Origin of the sequence: Mucilaginibacter sp. Mucisp86 (assembly GCF_047324315.1) — a bacterium.
Classification (GTDB): Bacteria; Bacteroidota; Bacteroidia; order Sphingobacteriales; family Sphingobacteriaceae; genus Mucilaginibacter.
In genome coordinates this window covers 4,050,615-4,067,109 of record NZ_CP168503.1, presented here as the reverse complement: position 1 = coordinate 4,067,109, position 16,495 = coordinate 4,050,615, and the positions used below count along the sequence as shown (strand labels likewise).

Sequence of the window (16,495 nt, the reverse complement as noted above, 5' to 3'; positions counted from 1 at the left end):
AAAAAAAAATCAAAAAAAAGCCCCCCGGGAGTACCGGAGGGCTTAGTAAATATTTAAACAGCTGAAAATTAAGCTTCCAACTCTTCTGCCTTTGAAGCCATCAGGCGGTCAAACTCTTCCTGTGAACCTACGCGGATATTTTCGTATTCGCGTAAACCGGTACCAGAAGGTATTAAGTGACCTACGATAACGTTTTCTTTCAGACCAAGCATGCTGTCTTTTTTACCTGCGATAGCTGCTTCATTCAGTACTTTAGTAGTTTCCTGGAACGACGCGGCCGAGATAAATGACTTGGTACCCAACGACGCCCTGGTAATACCTTGCAGTATTGGGCTCGATGTTGCAGGGATAGCGTCACGCACTTCAACCAGTTTAAGGTCGCGGCGTTTCAATACCGAGTTTTCATCGCGTAAGCGGCGTAATGAAACTATCTGACCTGATTTCAATGTAGTTGAATCACCCGGATCAGTTACAACTTTCTTGTCATAAATCTCATCATTCTCGGTCATGAAATCCCATCCGTCAACAGCTTCGCGCTCTAAGAAACGGGTATCGCCCGCATCTTCGATAGATACTTTCTGCATCATCTGGTGAACAATAACCTCAAAGTGCTTATCGTTGATCTTCACACCCTGTAAGCGGTAAACTTCCTGGATACCGTTAACAAGATATTCCTGTACTGCAGCAGGGCCTTTGATAGCAAGGATATCTGCCGGAGATATTGAACCATCAGATAATGGCATACCAGCTTTTATAAAGTCATTATCCTGTACAAGGATGTGTTTTGAAAGCGGTACAAGGTATTTTTTAACCTGGCCATCTTTCGACTCGATGGTGATTTCGCGGTTACCACGTTTAACACCACCTAAAGTTACCACACCGTCAATTTCAGTTACTACAGCAGGGTTTGAAGGGTTACGTGCTTCAAATAACTCGGTTACACGTGGTAAACCACCTGTAATATCTCGCGTTTTACCGGTTGAACGAGGGATTTTAGCAATAACCTGACCGGTTTGTAACCTGTCTCCTTCATCAACAGCAATGTGTGCACCTACCGGAATGTTGTATCCTTTAATGATGTTACCTTTATTATCGGTGATCTGGATAGCAGGGTTTTTAGATTTATCCCTGGTATCGATGATCACTTTTTCGCGGTGACCTGTTTGCTCGTCAGATTCTTCACGGAAAGTGATACCTTCCAATACTGCATCAAACTGGGCAATACCTGCAAACTCAGAGATAATTACCGCGTTGTACGGATCCCATGAACAGATACGGTCGCCTTTGGTGATCTTGCTGCCATCTTTCACATACAGGTATGAACCGTATGGAATGTTATTGGTAACAATTACTTTATTACTTCCGGCTTCGATAATGCGGAACTCGCCCGAACGGCCTAATACCACATCAACAGCGCCGTCTTCAGCAGTTTCATAAGTTACAGTACGTACGTTCTCAAATTCGATAATACCATCAAACTTAGCGTTGATCTGAGATTCAGCAGCGATGTTTGACGCGGTACCACCCACGTGGAATGTACGAAGTGTTAACTGTGTACCCGGCTCACCGATTGACTGTGCTGCAATTACACCAACAGCCTCGCCTTTTTGCACGCGTTTACCGCTTGCAAGGTTACGGCCGTAGCACAATGCACATACGCCACGTTTGCTTTCGCAGGTTAATACCGAACGGATCTCAATACCTTCTAACGGAGAATTTTCGATCTTTTTAGCAACCTCTTCGGTAATGTCCTGGCCAGCTACTGCTAACAGTTCGTTAGTGATAGGGTCATGAACATCATGAAGCGTAGTACGACCTAAAATACGGTCATATAATGGCTCAACAATATCCTCGTTATCTTTCAGTGCAGTTGTATAGATACCCCTTAAAGTACCGCAATCAACTTCACCCACAATCATATCCTGGGCAACGTCATGCAACCTACGTGTTAAGTAACCAGCATCCGCTGTTTTCAACGCCGTATCCGCCAAACCTTTACGGGCACCGTGGGTAGAGATGAAGTACTCCAATACCGACAAACCTTCTTTAAAGTTTGAAAGGATCGGGTTCTCGATAATCTCCCCACCTGAACCTGATTTCTGAGGCTTAGCCATCAAACCACGCATACCTGCAAGCTGACGAATCTGCTCTTTAGAACCACGGGCACCTGAGTCAAGCATCATATAAACAGAGTTGAAGCCCTGGTTATCGTTGCTCAGGATGTCCATCACGTTAGCGGTTAAGCGGTTGTTGATACGTGTCCAGATATCGATGATCTGGTTGTAACGCTCGTTGTTGGTAATGAAACCCATGTTGTAGTTGTTCATTACCTCATCAACTTGCTTAGAAGCTGTATCAATCAGGGTCACCTTTTCTGCAGGGATATTGATATCCTTCAGGTTAAATGATAAACCACCCTGGAATGCCATCTTGAAACCTAATTCCTTAATATCGTCAAGGAACTGGGCGGCACGTGCCATACCGGTGATTTTTACTACCTCACCAATGATATCACGAAGTGATTTTTTGGTAAGCAGCTCATTGATATAACCTACTTCTACAGGTACATGCTGGTTAAACAACACGCGGCCTACAGTAGTATCAATAATTTTGTTTACAATTTTGCCATCGCGCTCTTTAACCAAAGCTTTAACTTTAATAAACGCATGCAGGTCAAGCTTTTTCTCGTTATAAGCGATAATTACTTCTTCTGCAGAGTAAAAAGTCAAACCTTGTCCTTTAACCACGCGTGTTTCGTCAGTTTTACGGCCTTTGGTTATGTAGTACAAACCAAGTACCATGTCCTGAGATGGTACTGTAATAGGCGTACCGTTAGCAGGGTTAAGGATGTTATGTGAAGCAAGCATCAGGATTTGGGCTTCCAAAATTGCCGCGTTACCAAGTGGTACGTGAACGGCCATCTGGTCACCGTCAAAATCCGCGTTGAATGCTGTACAGGTTAATGGGTGCAATTGGATCGCCTTACCTTCAACCAGTTTTGGCTGGAACGACTGGATACCCAACCTGTGCAGCGTAGGCGCACGGTTTAGTAATACAGGGTGTCCTTTCAATACGTTTTCCAAAATATCCCAAACCAATGGGTCTTTACGGTCAACTATCTTTTTGGCAGATTTTACTGTTTTAACCACACCACGCTCAATCATTTTGCGGATGATAAATGGTTTAAACAATTCGGCAGCCATATCTTTTGGTAAACCGCACTCGTGTAATTTAAGGTTAGGACCTACAACAATTACTGAACGGGCAGAGTAATCCACACGTTTACCTAATAAGTTTTGACGGAAACGGCCTTGTTTACCTTTCAGGATATCTGAAAGTGACTTCAAAGCACGGTTACCTTCAGTTTTTACCGCGTTAACTTTACGTGAGTTATCGAATAACGAATCCACAGCTTCCTGTAACATACGTTTTTCGTTACGTAAAATCACCTCTGGTGCTTTGATCTCGATCAAACGTTTTAAACGGTTGTTACGGATGATAACACGACGGTAAAGGTCATTCAAATCTGAAGTAGCGAAACGGCCACCTTCCAGTGGTACCAACGGACGCAACTCAGGCGGGATAACCGGAACAATCTTAACAATCATCCATTCAGGGTTATTTTCGATCCTGGTTTTAGCATCGCGGAAAGCTTCAACAACCTGTAAGCGTTTTAAGGCTTCATTTTTACGTTGCTGAGAAGTTTCGTTTGCTGCCTGGTGACGCAGGCTGAATGATAATTCATCAAGGTCAAGGCGTTTTAATAACTCTTCCAAGGCCTCAGCACCCATTTTGGCAACAAATTTCTGAGGATCTTTGTCGTCAAGATACTGGTTTTCTTTTGGAAGGGTATCCAATACGTCAAGGTATTCTTCTTCAGTAAGGAAATCCATTTTGTTGATTCCATCTGCTTCTTTAATACCTGGCTGGATAACTACGTAACGCTCGTAGTATATAATAAGGTCGAGCCTTTTAGTAGGCAAGCCTAATAAATAACCAATTTTGTTTGGTAATGAGCGGAAGTACCATATGTGTGCAACAGGCACCACCAGGTTGATGTGGCCCATACGCTCACGACGTACCTTCTTTTCGGTTACTTCAACACCGCAACGGTCGCACACGATACCTTTGTAACGGATACGTTTGTATTTACCGCAATGGCACTCATAATCCTTAACCGGACCAAAAATACGCTCGCAAAACAAACCATCACGCTCAGGTTTGTAGGTACGATAGTTAATGGTTTCCGGCTTTAAAACTTCACCGCTTGAACGCTCAAGAATAGACTCGGGAGAGGCTAAACTAATGGTAATGGTGGTAAAGTTACTTTTGATTTTATTATCCTTTTTGTAAGACATAGTCTCCTCTGTTTTTAATTGTTGAATTAGCGATTTAGTGAATTAGTGATTTGAATCAAGTCGTCAAACCACGTCTCTTAACCTATTGAATTAGTGAGTTAGTAAATTATATGACTAATTTTTCAATCAATCACTAATTCACTCACTCACTAAATCACTAATTATTCTAAAGTGATATCCAAACCTAAGCCGCGTAACTCGTGAACCAATACGTTGAATGATTCAGGAACTGATGGCGTTGGCAGGTTTTCACCTTTAACAATAGCCTCATATGTTTTGGCACGGCCGATAACATCATCCGATTTAACGGTTAATATCTCCTGCAGAATGTTTGATGCACCAAATGCTTCCAGTGCCCAAACCTCCATCTCACCAAAACGCTGACCACCGAATTGTGCTTTACCACCTAATGGTTGTTGAGTGATCAATGAGTACGGTCCGATTGAACGGGCGTGCATCTTATCATCAACCATGTGACCTAATTTCAGCATGTAGATAATACCTACAGTAGTTTGCTGATCAAAACGATCACCTGTTAAACCATTGTATAAGTAGGTACGGCCTGATTCTGGCAAGTTGGCTTTCTTAATCCACTCTTCCACTTCTTCATGGCTTGCACCGTCGAAGATAGGAGTAGCGAATTTAACACCAAGCTCTTTACCGGCCCAGCCTAATACGGTTTCGTAGATCTGACCCAGGTTCATACGTGAAGGTACACCCAGCGGGTTCAACACGATATCAACCGGTGTTCCGTCTTCAAGGAAAGGCATGTCTTCATCGCGTACAATACGTGCAACAATACCTTTGTTACCGTGACGACCAGCCATTTTATCACCTACTTTAAGCTTACGCTTTTTAGCGATGTAAACTTTAGCCATTTGTACGATACCTGATGGAAGCTCATCACCCACGCTGATAGCGAATTTATCACGACGGTAAGCACCCAGCTCTTCATTGTACTTAATGTTGAAGTTATGAAGAAGGATCTTGATCTGATCGTTTTTATCGTCATCAGTAGTCCATTTAGTTGGGTTAATATTATCGTAATTAAGCTCAACTAATATTTTCTGGGTGAATTTAACACCTTTAGGAACCTGTAACTCTTTGTAAACGTTATAAACGCCTTGCGAAGTTTTGCCGTTAACGATTTCAAATAACTTGTCGATCAAGGTATTTTTCAGATCTTTTACAGCTTTATCATGCTTGTTGTCCAATTTTTCCAATTGTGCTTTTTCTTCAGCTTTTGAAGTCTTTTTAGCACGAGAGAATAATTTGGTATCGATAACAACACCGGCAATTGACGGCGGGGTTTTCAATGAAGCATCTTTAACGTCGCCTGCTTTATCACCGAAGATCGCACGTAACAGTTTTTCTTCCGGTGATGGGTCTGATTCACCTTTAGGAGTGATCTTACCAATCAGGATGTCGCCTTCTTTAACCTCGGCGCCTACACGGATGATACCGTCTTCGTCAAGGTCTTTAGTGGCTTCTTCTGATACGTTAGGGATATCTGGTGTTAACTCTTCCTCGCCACGTTTAGTGTCACGAACTTCAAGTTCAAACTCTTCAACGTGGATTGAAGTAAAGATATCTTGTGAAACAACACGTTCAGAGATCACGATCGCATCCTCAAAGTTATATCCCTGCCAAGGCATGAATGCTACTTTAAGGTTACGGCCTAATGCAAGCTCGCCATTTTGGGTAGCGTAACCTTCGCAAAGTACTTCACCTTTTTCAACCCTTTGGCCTTTTTTAACAATAGGCTTAAGGTTCATGGTGGTGCTTTGGTTGGTTTTCTTAAACTTGGTTAAGCGGTAGCTTTTACTATCTCCTTCAAACGAGATCAAACGATCAAGTTCGTTGCGGTCATATTTAATACGGATTTCGTTAGCATCAACATACTCAACCACACCATCGCCTTCGGCGTTGATCAGGGTACGAGAGTCTTTTGCCACACGGCCTTCCAAACCGGTACCAACAATCGGCGCTTCAGGGCGCAACAATGGTACGGCCTGGCGTTGCATGTTTGACCCCATCAATGCACGGTTAGCGTCATCATGCTCTAAGAACGGAATAAGCGAAGCCGCAATTGAAGTAATCTGATTTGGAGCAATGTCCATCAAGTCCAGACGCTCTGGCTCGATAACCGGGAAGTCACCCTCGAAACGTGCTTTTACACGTGGCAATTCAAACTCACCTTTGTCATCATAAACCGCGTTTGCCTGGCCAATGGTTTTACCGTCTTCATCCTCAGCAGATAAATAGATAACCGGCTCGTCAACCATAACTTTACCTTCAACTACACGCTTGTACGGAGTTTCGATAAAGCCTAAATTGTTAATTTTAGCGTGTACGCAAAGTGATGAAATCAAACCAATGTTCGGACCTTCGGGAGTTTCGATAGTACACAACCTACCGTAGTGGGTGTAATGAACGTCACGAACCTCGAAACCTGCACGCTCACGCGACAGACCGCCGGGGCCTAAGGCTGACAGACGACGCTTGTGCGTGATCTCTGCCAGTGGATTGGTTTGGTCCATGAACTGTGATAACTGGTTTGTTCCGAAGAACGAGTTGATCACAGATGATAATGTCCGCGCGTTGATCAGATCGGTTGGTGTGAACACCTCGTTGTCACGAATGTTCATACGCTCACGGATGGTACGGGCCATACGTGCTAAACCTACACCAAACTGTGCATAAAGCTGCTCACCAACGGTACGTACACGACGGTTTGATAAGTGATCGATATCATCCACCTCGGCTTTTGAGTTGATTAATTTGATCAGATATTTAACAATCGCGATGATGTCCTGCTTGGTTAAAACTTTAGTTTCTTCCGAAGTGCTCAGTTTTAATTTACGGTTGATGCGGTAGCGGCCCACATCGCCCAGGTCATATCTTTTATCTGAAAAGAATAAACGATCGATGATACCACGTGCTGTTTCTTCATCAGGTGGTTCAGCGTTACGTAACTGGCGGTAGATGTGCTCAACCGCTTCCTTCTCAGAGTTGGAAGTATCTTTCTGTAAGGTATTGTATATAATAGTGTAATCACCGCTGGTTGAAGCATCTTCCTTGTTAAGGATGATGGTTTTAACACCAGAGTCGATGATCATATCAATATGGTCGTCTTCCAGTAAGGTTTCACGCTCAAGGATGATCTCATTACGAGGGATAGAAACTACCTCACCGGTATCCTCATCCACAAAATCTTCGATCCATGTTTTAAGTACCCTTGCAGCAAGCTTACGGCCAATATATTTCTTAAGGCCTGATTTGCTTACTTTAACCTCGTCGGCCAGTTCAAATAACTCCAGAATATCTTTATCAGAGTCATAACCAATGGCACGAAGTAACGTAGTAACCGGGAATTTCTTTTTACGGTCAATGTAAGCATACATCACGTTGTTAACGTCTGTAGCAAACTCAATCCATGAACCTTTGAAAGGGATAACACGGGCCGAGTATAATTTTGTACCGTTAGTGTGGCGGCTCTGACCAAAGAACACACCTGGCGAACGGTGTAACTGTGATACAATTACACGCTCGGCACCATTAATAACAAATGTACCTTTTGGAGTCATGTAAGGGATGGTACCCAGGTACACGTCCTGTACAATTGTTTCAAAATCTTCGTGCTCCTCATCATTACATGAAAGGCGAAGCTTGGCTTTTAATGGTACGCTGTAAGTTAATCCGCGTTCAATACACTCTTGTATATCATAACGTGGCGGATCAATAAAGTAGTCAAGAAACTCCAGGACAAAGATGTTTCTTGAATCTGAAATAGGAAAGTTTTCGGCAAACACTTTAAACAGCCCTTCTTTGTAACGGTTGTCGGAAGTGGTTTCCAATTGAAAAAATTCCTGGAAAGATTGTAACTGAACATCCAGAAAATCAGGGTAATCAAGTACCTTTCTGCTGGTTGCAAAGTTTACTCTTTGATTATTATTGTTTGCCAAGGTATTTAAATTTTAGTTTATTAATAAACTTTGATAGATGTGAGATCTGAGATGTGAGACGTGAGACTAAAAAATATGTTTTGAAGATCTGTATTCCTGTTAAACCTGCAGGAAGAAGATCTCATATCTCATATCTCATATCCATTATCTTCTTCATCCAAACCTTTATAAACAGCAATAGACCCCGACCGTTATGGTCGGAGTCTTGATGCTATATTTCAGTAGGTTAAATTACTTAACCTCAACTACTGCTCCGGCTTCTTCTAATTGTTTTTTCAAAGATTCAGCTTCTTCTTTAGTTACACCAGTTTTAAGTTCTTTTGGTGCACCGTCAACAAGATCTTTAGCTTCTTTCAAACCAAGGCCAGTTAAGTCTTTTACTAATTTAACAACTGCTAATTTAGCGCCACCAGCTTCTTTCAGGATAACGTCAAATGCAGTTTGCTCAGCAGCAGCTGGAGCAGCATCGCCACCGTCAGCAGCAGGAGCAGCAACTGCTACAGCAGCAGCAGCAGGCTCAATACCATACTCGTCTTTTAATATTTGAGCTAATTCGTTTACTTCTTTTACTGTTAAGTTTACCAACTGTTCAGCAAACGCTTTTAAATCCGCCATTTTATTTAAATTTTTACTTTTAATGCTTTTTGTTTGTTTTTATCGAACTTTATTGAGGTGTTCGTTAACCTCTTTCCTGTAATGTTTTTACAAGGCCTGCAATTGTAGTTCCGCCTGACTGAAGAGCCGAAAGAACGTTTTTCGCAGGTGATTGAAGTAAGCCAACTATCTCGCCGATCAGTTGTTCTTTTGATTTCAGTTTGGTTAAAGTATCTAACTGGTTATCACCGATAAATACTGCCGAATCGATATAAGCTGCTTTTAAAATTGGTTTTTCGCCAGTTTTCCTCAATTGTTTAATCAACTTTGCTGGTGCAGTTGCTGATTTTGAGAAAAGGATTGATGATGAACCTTTTAATACATCATATATAGGGCTGAAATCACCGCCTGCAGCTTCCATAGCTTTTTTAATCAAGCTATTTTTGGTTACCTGCATTGTAATGTCGTTTTCGAAACACTTACGGCGGATATTGTTGATCTTAGCTACAGTTAAATCAGAGGTATCAGTGATATAAAAATTACCATACTCTTTGATTTGCTCAGTAAGGGCTACAACAAGGTCGTATTTTTCTTCTTTATTCATGATTAGATCCCCGCTACTGATTTAGTTTCAACTGTAATTCCTGGCGACATAGTTGAAGAGATATGAATGCTCTTGAAATATGTTCCTTTTGCTGCAGAAGGTTTTAATTTAGAGATTGTTTGCAATACTTCTAATGCATTCTCATAAATTTTATCTGCAGAGAAAGATGCTTTTCCTATTGAGGTGTGGATGATACCGGTTTTGTCAACCTTGAAATCGATTTTACCACCTTTTACCTCAGTTACAGCTTTACCAACTTCTGGGGTAACTGTACCTGATTTAGGGTTTGGCATAAGGTTACGCGGGCCTAAAATACGACCTAAACGACCTACCTTCGCCATAACACTTGGCATAGTAATGATAATATCAACATCAGTCCATCCGCCTTCAATCTTGGCAATATAATCATCCAAACCTACGTAATCTGCACCTGCGTCTTTAGCTTCTTGTTCCTTATCAGGAGTACAAAGAACTAATACACGTACAGTTTTACCGGTTCCATGAGGTAATGTTGCAATACCACGTACCATTTGATTGGCTTTACGTGGATCAACACCTAAACGAACGTCTATATCAACTGATGAATCAAATTTAGTAAGGGTTAATTCCTTTACCAAAGCTGATGCAGCTTCTAATGTGTACGATTTGTTTGCCTCAATTTTGGAGAGTGCCACTTTTTGATTTTTTGTTAATCTTGCCACTGTCTTTAAACTGATTTGTATAAATTAATTAATTCCAGGGAGCTGTACCTGATACGGTAATTCCCATGCTGCGGGCAGTACCTGCCACCATTTTCATGGCCGATTCAACTGTGAATGCGTTCAAGTCAACCATTTTATCTTTTGCTATAGTCTCAACCTGCTCCCAGTTAACACTGGCAACTTTTTTACGGTTAGGCTCAGCAGAACCACTCTTTAAACCGGTAGCTTCCAATAACTGGATAGCAACGGGAGGAGTTTTGATGATAAATTCGAATGATTTGTCAACATAAACAGTAATCAAAACAGGCAATACTTTTCCAGCTTTGTCCTGGGTACGTGCATTAAATTGTTTGCAAAACTCCATGATGTTCACACCTTTTGCACCCAATGCAGGGCCAATTGGTGGTGATGGGTTTGCGGCGCCGCCTTTAACTTGCAGCTTAACCATTGCACCGATCTCTTTTGCCATTTTAATTTACTTTAATTATAAACTCAATGTTAGTAAGTGGAAGCTAAGTAACATTTAAGATTGTGTTGATTTCGGATTTGGGGTTTCCATTTCAGATTTATTTCCCGTCTCTTCTATCTTATATTTTAAATTCAAAAATTTCGAAATCGAAAATCCGACATTCGAAATTATTTGAAAACTATTCTTTCTCTACCTGCATGTAATTCAATTCAAGCGGCGTACGGCGGCCGAATATCTTTACCATTACCTTCAGTTTCTTTTTCTCTTCGTTAACTTCTTCAATAACGCCGCTGAAACCGTTGAAAGGCCCGTCCATAACTTTAACCGCCTCGCCAACATAGTAAGGCACGTTCATGGTTTCGCCCTGGGCACTCATCTCATCAACCTTACCTAAAATACGGTTAACTTCTGATTGGCGAAGCGGGATAGCATTTCCGGCTTTATCACCAAGGAAACCTATAACACTGTTAATATTTTTAATGATGTGCTCGGTTTCGCCATCTAAAACAGCTTCCATAAGCACATAGCCCGGAAAGTAGTTACGCTCTTTAGCGATCTTCTTTCCGTCGCGCATCTGGTAATACTTTTCAGTAGGTATTAATACCTGTGGTACCAAATGACTAATGCCCAAACGGCTAATTTCGGCATCTATGTATTGTTTAACTTTTTTTTCTTTACCACTAATAGCCCTAACTACATACCATTTCAATTGATCACTCATCTCCTTCTCCCCTGATATTATGTTAGTGATGTGTAAAACAGTTTAAGCAAATAATTAATGATCTGGTCCATACCTAAGATAACCAGCGCAATAATTATAGCGGCAACCAATACCAAAACAGCGCTGCTTTGCAGCTCGCGCCATGTAGGCCAGGTAACCTTCTCGGTTAACTCGATGTATGACTCTTTAATATATTCAGCTACGCCTGCCATTTTTATATTGTGCTTAAGCACGGGAACAAGGATTCGAACCCTGATCAAAGGTTTTGGAGACCTCTATTCTACCGTTGAACTATTCCCGTGTGTATTTTATAATAAGAAAACATAAGTTTGCCGTTGAAGGCTAAACTTATGTTTTCAAATTAACCTTTTTATTGAAATATGATTATTTCAAGATTTCAGTTACCTGACCAGCACCTACGGTACGACCACCTTCACGGATAGCGAAACGTAAGCCTTTTTCCATTGCGATAGCGTTGATCAGTTTTACTGTGATTGTAACGTTATCACCTGGCATAACCATCTCTACACCTGGTTCTAATGAAATCTCACCAGTAACGTCAGTGGTACGGAAATAGAATTGCGGACGGTATTTGTTGAAGAATGGAGTGTGACGGCCACCTTCTGCTTTTGATAATACGTAAACTTCTGCTTTGAAATCGGTGTGAGGAGTTACTGAACCTGGTTTGCAGATAACCATACCACGACGGATATCAGTTTTCTCAATACCACGTAACAATAAACCTACGTTGTCACCAGCTTCACCACGGTCAAGGATTTTGCGGAACATCTCAACACCAGTTACGGTTGATTTTAAGTTCTCAGCACCCATACCCAGGATATCAACTGGCTCACCAGAGTTGATTACACCACGCTCAATACGACCAGTAGCAACAGTACCACGACCAGTGATTGAGAACACGTCTTCAACAGGCATCAAGAAAGGAAGATCTGTCAAACGTGGAGGAATTGGGATGTAGCTATCAACAGCGTCCATCAATTCCATGATTTTGCCAACCCAGGTAGGATCGCCGTTAAGACCACCTAATGCAGAACCCTGGATAACTGGAATATCATCACCTGGGAATTCGTAGAATGATAATAATTCACGAACTTCCATTTCTACTAACTCTAATAATTCCGGATCATCAACCATGTCAACTTTGTTCATGAAAACAACAAGTGCAGGTACACCTACCTGACGAGCTAACAGGATGTGCTCACGAGTTTGTGGCATCGGACCATCAGTTGCAGCAACTACGATAATTGCACCGTCCATTTGGGCAGCACCAGTAACCATGTTTTTCACGTAATCCGCGTGACCTGGACAGTCAACGTGTGCGTAGTGACGGTTAGCTGTTGAATATTCAACGTGGGCAGTGTTGATGGTAATACCACGTTCTTTTTCTTCAGGAGCCGAGTCAATTGAATCAAATGAACGAGCTTCTGATAAACCTGCATCAGCCAAAACTTTAGTGATAGCTGCGGTAAGGGTTGTTTTACCGTGGTCAACGTGACCGATTGTACCGATGTTTAAGTGCGGTTTACTGCGGTCAAACTTTTCTTTTGCCATGATCTATAAATTATTTTGTAGGTTAATTTAACTTTAATGTATGTTTTTATAACACTGAGCCAACAACGGGATTTGAACCCGTGACCTCTTCCTTACCAAGGAAGTGCTCTACCACTGAGCTACGTCGGCTTATTTTTGATTTCGGATTTCGGAAATTAGATTTCGGATTTTTTCCTTCCTCTACTTACCTGCCCGGCATCTCATTTTGCTTAGTTCAAATCCGAAATCGAAAATTCGAAATCCGGTATTACCGAGCGGAAGACGAGGTTCGAACTCGCGACCTATAGCTTGGAAGGCTATCGCTCTACCAACTGAGCTACTTCCGCTTGTTAAGCTTTTGGTTTGCTGTTTTTGGCTAATTTCAATCACCCAAAACTCATTCCTCAAACCTCTTTAATCAAGTCAGCAGTTTACAATCCCGTTAACTTAATGCTAACTGCGAACTATAAACTGCCTACTCAATATGTGGGGAGAGAAGGATTCGAACCTTCGTAGCCGAAGCAACGGATTTACAGTCCGTCCCATTTGACCGCTCTGGTATCTCCCCAGTAGTTTATCCCGGATTAACAATGTCCAAAATTGAAGCTAAACATTGTCTTTCCGAAAAAAACTGAGCCTCCTATCGGGATCGAACCAATGACCTACTGATTACAAGTCAGTTGCTCTACCAGCTGAGCTAAGGAGGCTTATATTTATTTTGCCTTTACATTATCTAAACGTTGTGTTGCTTTCGATAACGGAGCGCAAAAGTAATAAGCTTTTTGATATTTTAAAGAACTATTTTAACTTTTTTTTGAGGCGTTAAATACCTCCCCGAAAGGGACTGCAAATCTACAAAAAATAACACCACGTCAAAATTTTTTATCAAAAAAAATCGGCAGGCTAAAAACCTGCCGATTTTGGCTCACTGTAAGCCCCTCTATATCACTAAAAACCTTCCTCTGCTGCCGTTAAAACAGCTTTTTTGGCTGTAGCATCAGCAATGGCTTTCTTTTGTTTATGCTTCTCAATTTGCTTCCTCAGGCTCTCAACTGCCAGGTCGGTAGCTTCCTCAAAACTCTTACATTTCTCTTTCGCGAAGATTTGGTTTCCTGGTAGCAATAATTTGATCTCCGTTATCTTATTACATTCATCTTCCACATTTTCAAGCTTTAAGTAAACTTCACCGCTAATAATATGATCATAAAACGTATCGAGCTTGTCTGCCTTTTTCTGAATAAAATCTAAAAGTTTCCTGTCTGCGGTGAAATGAATTGACTGCACTGTAATTTTCATGTTTCCTCCTTTTTAAGCCTTTGGATGGGCGAGTTTATAAATAGATTTTAGTCGTTCAACTGAATTATGCGTGTAAATTTGGGTGGCGCTGAGATTAGCATGGCCCAAAAGTTCTTTAATTGAATTTAAATCGGCCCCATTATTTAACATGGTAGTTGCAAACGTGTGCCTGAGCACATGAGGGCTCCGTTTATTTTGAGTTGATATGTTGGAGAGGTATTTCTGCACTATTAAATAAATCAATTTCGGATAAGCATCGGCTCCTTTATTTGTAACGATCAATGTAAAGGAATTGTTATCGAAATTTTGATTTTTCTTTAACCCTAAATATTCGGGCAGCAGGCTCTTCAGCTCATTATTAATAGGGATGATACGCTCCTTGTTGCGTTTACCCAATACCTTTACTACCCCGCCTTCAAAGCTAATATCCTGTTCTTTAATACCTAACAATTCGGCAAGGCGTATGCCGGTGCCAAACAAAAGCTCAATAACAAGCTTATCGCGCAGGCCCGGAAAATCATTTGTAAAAATGTCATCACTATCTAACATTTTTGTAAGGCGTGTATCTTCAACTACCACAGGCAACGTTTTAGCAACTTTTTGCGACCGTATCCTGGATACCGGGTTGGTTTCAACAATGCCTTCCTGCAATAAAAATTTAAAGTATTTGCGCAGCGTAGCCATTTTGCGGTTGACAGAACGGCCGGTAAGTTTTTGGTCAATGAGCTCAACCATCCAGTTACGGATGTCATAATAGCTTACCTGCGATGGATGGGTAATAACCGGCTCCGGTGCGGGATCTGCACCGCCGGGATTGTTTAAAAAGCGCATAAATTGCTCCAGGTCTGACTGATAAGCGGAAACAGTGTGGGCTGAATACCGCTTTTCATACTTGATGTACTGGATAAAACGCGCTAAAAACATAAAAAACTATTTATACATCCGGGATGATGAATGTACAAATAGTTTTAATATAGTGTTAAGAAATCTGAAAAAATTCTTTCAACAAAAAAGAATTAAACAGTTTCCTGATTCAAAGTCTGTTTGTAGATAGCATGTTTAACAACATGACGACGGGTTACAGATTTTTTTTCGAAAGCCTGACGACTACGTAGTTCTCTTAAAACACCTGTTTTTTCGAATTTCTTTTTGAAGCGTTTCAATGCTTTATCTAATGATTCGCCGTCTTTTACGTTAATAATGATCATAATTCCTAAAATACCTCCTTTCAAGGGAGGGCAAAGATAATCACAATGTTTTGAATATCAAAGAGAGAGCAGGAATTATTTTTAACTTAAAACCAGATAACTATCGCACGGCAATCTCATTGCTCCAAATAATATTATCTGTTTCCCGCCTAAGCGCTAACCCGCGTATATCAACAGGGAGCTGCGAACCCTCAATATACTTATATAAACTCATTCCTATTTTAAACGTTTTTGATGTAAACAATTCCCCTTTACCTGTATCTGTTAAAAAACCTGCCGGTATATAAAATACTTTTTGTTGATGAGGAGCAACAGCATAAACAGCGGGATTATTTTTCCAGCATTCTTCCATCAAGGACGTGGGTAAAAATTTTACATTTCCGGCATCTGTTTTAAAAATATCAAGCCACGAACATGTCATATTGATATACTTTAATGTATCATAAGATTGATTGCTCAAAATTACAGGGATTACCGCATAAAGACACCTGTGTAACTTACCATCGCTATAGCATACCGTATCTTTCATTTGATTAACGGAGTTTTGATCGACACTTATTATTAGCATTTCCCGGTCAGAGACCGAAAGCTTTAAAAATCCTGCAGGAATGCTACTTGCAAGATCATGCCGGTAAAAGCCAGGATTTGTTTTAAATATCCCATCATCCCATCCTGTGCGGATTAATTTCGCGTTAGAATAATTTGAATCTGTACGAATACCGATTTGATTGTCTGTTATAGTAAATTGCTTTCGATCTAAATCATTGCCTCTCCTGGTAGGCTTGTTCCCGGCAATCTCCGCCTGGTGCTTCTCCTGGGCAGTAGCTTGATTAAGAAACATAAGAAAAACAAACGCGAGTAAAACAGGATTAATATTCATGACAGGCCTAAGATCAGTTTAAACTAAGATAAACTGTTTAATCGATACCATATGTTAAATAGTCCTAAATCTGCTTTATTCTGTCTTGGATAGCCACATGCATTTATAGCGCCCTATAAACAACAAAGGCCGCCAATGGCAGCCTTTG

The 16,495-nt window shown here is 41.2% G+C and carries 13 protein-coding genes and 5 tRNA genes; all 18 read right to left on the bottom strand.

The window, feature by feature from the left end; genetic code table 11:
• Positions 1-68: 68 nt before the first annotated feature.
• The 18 genes from rpoC to ACEN9X_RS17210 all read right to left on the bottom strand — a co-directional run bounded on the left by rpoC (position 69) and on the right by ACEN9X_RS17210 (position 16,347).
• Positions 69-4,358 carry a DNA-directed RNA polymerase subunit beta' gene (gene rpoC / locus ACEN9X_RS17295; RefSeq protein ID WP_413666304.1) on the bottom strand — a complete coding sequence of 1,430 codons (4,290 nt, stop codon included), beginning with the start codon at positions 4,356-4,358 and terminating at the stop codon, positions 69-71.
• Between the two features lie 161 nt (positions 4,359-4,519).
• On the bottom strand, positions 4,520-8,323 hold the full coding sequence (rpoB, locus tag ACEN9X_RS17290; RefSeq protein ID WP_091213563.1) for a DNA-directed RNA polymerase subunit beta: 3,804 nt from the start codon (positions 8,321-8,323) through the stop codon (positions 4,520-4,522).
• Between the two features lie 231 nt (positions 8,324-8,554).
• A complete protein-coding gene (gene rplL, locus ACEN9X_RS17285) occupies positions 8,555-8,938 on the bottom strand; it encodes a 50S ribosomal protein L7/L12 (protein ID WP_022833154.1) in 384 nt (127 codons plus the stop codon).
• A gap of 64 nt (positions 8,939-9,002) precedes the next feature.
• On the bottom strand, positions 9,003-9,521 hold the full coding sequence (rplJ, locus tag ACEN9X_RS17280) for a 50S ribosomal protein L10 (protein WP_090528670.1): 519 nt from the start codon (positions 9,519-9,521) through the stop codon (positions 9,003-9,005).
• A gap of 2 nt (positions 9,522-9,523) precedes the next feature.
• Complete coding sequence (rplA, locus tag ACEN9X_RS17275) at positions 9,524-10,222, bottom strand: 50S ribosomal protein L1 (RefSeq protein ID WP_091213558.1); 699 nt, start codon at positions 10,220-10,222, stop codon at positions 9,524-9,526.
• A gap of 28 nt (positions 10,223-10,250) precedes the next feature.
• Positions 10,251-10,691: a 50S ribosomal protein L11 gene (rplK, locus tag ACEN9X_RS17270; protein WP_090528676.1), complete on the bottom strand. Its 441-nt coding sequence runs from the start codon at positions 10,689-10,691 to the stop codon at positions 10,251-10,253.
• Between the two features lie 178 nt (positions 10,692-10,869).
• Positions 10,870-11,412, bottom strand: coding sequence for a transcription termination/antitermination protein NusG (nusG, locus tag ACEN9X_RS17265; protein ID WP_091166597.1), 543 nt, complete (start codon positions 11,410-11,412; stop codon positions 10,870-10,872).
• 17 nt (positions 11,413-11,429) lie between these two features.
• Positions 11,430-11,624 (bottom strand): preprotein translocase subunit SecE, encoded by a 195-nt coding sequence (gene secE, locus ACEN9X_RS17260; protein ID WP_090529653.1) that lies wholly within the window; start codon positions 11,622-11,624, stop codon positions 11,430-11,432.
• A gap of 18 nt (positions 11,625-11,642) precedes the next feature.
• Positions 11,643-11,713: transfer RNA gene (locus ACEN9X_RS17255), tRNA-Trp, on the bottom strand.
• Between the two features lie 83 nt (positions 11,714-11,796).
• Positions 11,797-12,984 (bottom strand): elongation factor Tu, encoded by a 1,188-nt coding sequence (gene tuf, locus ACEN9X_RS17250; RefSeq protein WP_090528682.1) that lies wholly within the window; start codon positions 12,982-12,984, stop codon positions 11,797-11,799.
• Between the two features lie 57 nt (positions 12,985-13,041).
• Positions 13,042-13,113 (bottom strand) — tRNA-Thr (locus ACEN9X_RS17245).
• A 124-nt stretch (positions 13,114-13,237) separates the two neighbouring features.
• Positions 13,238-13,310 (bottom strand) — tRNA-Gly (locus tag ACEN9X_RS17240).
• Positions 13,311-13,450: 140 nt separating this feature from the next.
• Positions 13,451-13,531: transfer RNA gene (locus ACEN9X_RS17235), tRNA-Tyr, on the bottom strand.
• 66 nt (positions 13,532-13,597) lie between these two features.
• Positions 13,598-13,670, bottom strand: a tRNA-Thr gene (locus ACEN9X_RS17230).
• 241 nt (positions 13,671-13,911) lie between these two features.
• The gene (hpf, locus tag ACEN9X_RS17225; RefSeq protein ID WP_413666303.1) at positions 13,912-14,259 is read right to left on the bottom strand and encodes a ribosome hibernation-promoting factor, HPF/YfiA family; all 348 of its coding nucleotides are present in this window, start codon (positions 14,257-14,259) and stop codon (positions 13,912-13,914) included.
• Between the two features lie 12 nt (positions 14,260-14,271).
• On the bottom strand, positions 14,272-15,183 hold the full coding sequence (locus ACEN9X_RS17220; RefSeq protein ID WP_413666302.1) for a tyrosine-type recombinase/integrase: 912 nt from the start codon (positions 15,181-15,183) through the stop codon (positions 14,272-14,274).
• A 92-nt stretch (positions 15,184-15,275) separates the two neighbouring features.
• Positions 15,276-15,467 carry a 30S ribosomal protein S21 gene (gene rpsU, locus ACEN9X_RS17215; protein ID WP_090528691.1) on the bottom strand — a complete coding sequence of 64 codons (192 nt, stop codon included), beginning with the start codon at positions 15,465-15,467 and terminating at the stop codon, positions 15,276-15,278.
• A gap of 100 nt (positions 15,468-15,567) precedes the next feature.
• On the bottom strand, positions 15,568-16,347 hold the full coding sequence (locus ACEN9X_RS17210; protein ID WP_413666301.1) for a hypothetical protein: 780 nt from the start codon (positions 16,345-16,347) through the stop codon (positions 15,568-15,570).
• Between the last annotated feature and the right edge of the window lie 148 nt (positions 16,348-16,495).

Bases quoted from the DNA above. Each gene is read 5' to 3' on its own strand.
- secE (WP_090529653.1), bottom strand. From the start codon at position 11,624: ATGGCAGGCGTAGCTGAATATATTAAAGAGTCATACATCGAGTTAACC.
- ACEN9X_RS17210 (WP_413666301.1), bottom strand. From the start codon at position 16,347: ATGAATATTAATCCTGTTTTACTCGCGTTTGTTTTTCTTATGTTTCTT.
- hpf (WP_413666303.1), bottom strand. From the start codon at position 14,259: ATGAAAATTACAGTGCAGTCAATTCATTTCACCGCAGACAGGAAACTT.
- nusG (WP_091166597.1), bottom strand. From the start codon at position 11,412: ATGAGTGATCAATTGAAATGGTATGTAGTTAGGGCTATTAGTGGTAAA.
- rpsU (WP_090528691.1), bottom strand. From the start codon at position 15,467: ATGATCATTATTAACGTAAAAGACGGCGAATCATTAGATAAAGCATTG.
- rplL (WP_022833154.1), bottom strand. From the start codon at position 8,938: ATGGCGGATTTAAAAGCGTTTGCTGAACAGTTGGTAAACTTAACAGTA.
- tuf (WP_090528682.1), bottom strand. From the start codon at position 12,984: ATGGCAAAAGAAAAGTTTGACCGCAGTAAACCGCACTTAAACATCGGT.
- rplK (WP_090528676.1), bottom strand. From the start codon at position 10,691: ATGGCAAAAGAGATCGGTGCAATGGTTAAGCTGCAAGTTAAAGGCGGC.
- rplJ (WP_090528670.1), bottom strand. From the start codon at position 9,521: ATGAATAAAGAAGAAAAATACGACCTTGTTGTAGCCCTTACTGAGCAA.
- ACEN9X_RS17220 (WP_413666302.1), bottom strand. From the start codon at position 15,183: ATGTTTTTAGCGCGTTTTATCCAGTACATCAAGTATGAAAAGCGGTAT.
- rpoC (WP_413666304.1), bottom strand. From the start codon at position 4,358: ATGTCTTACAAAAAGGATAATAAAATCAAAAGTAACTTTACCACCATT.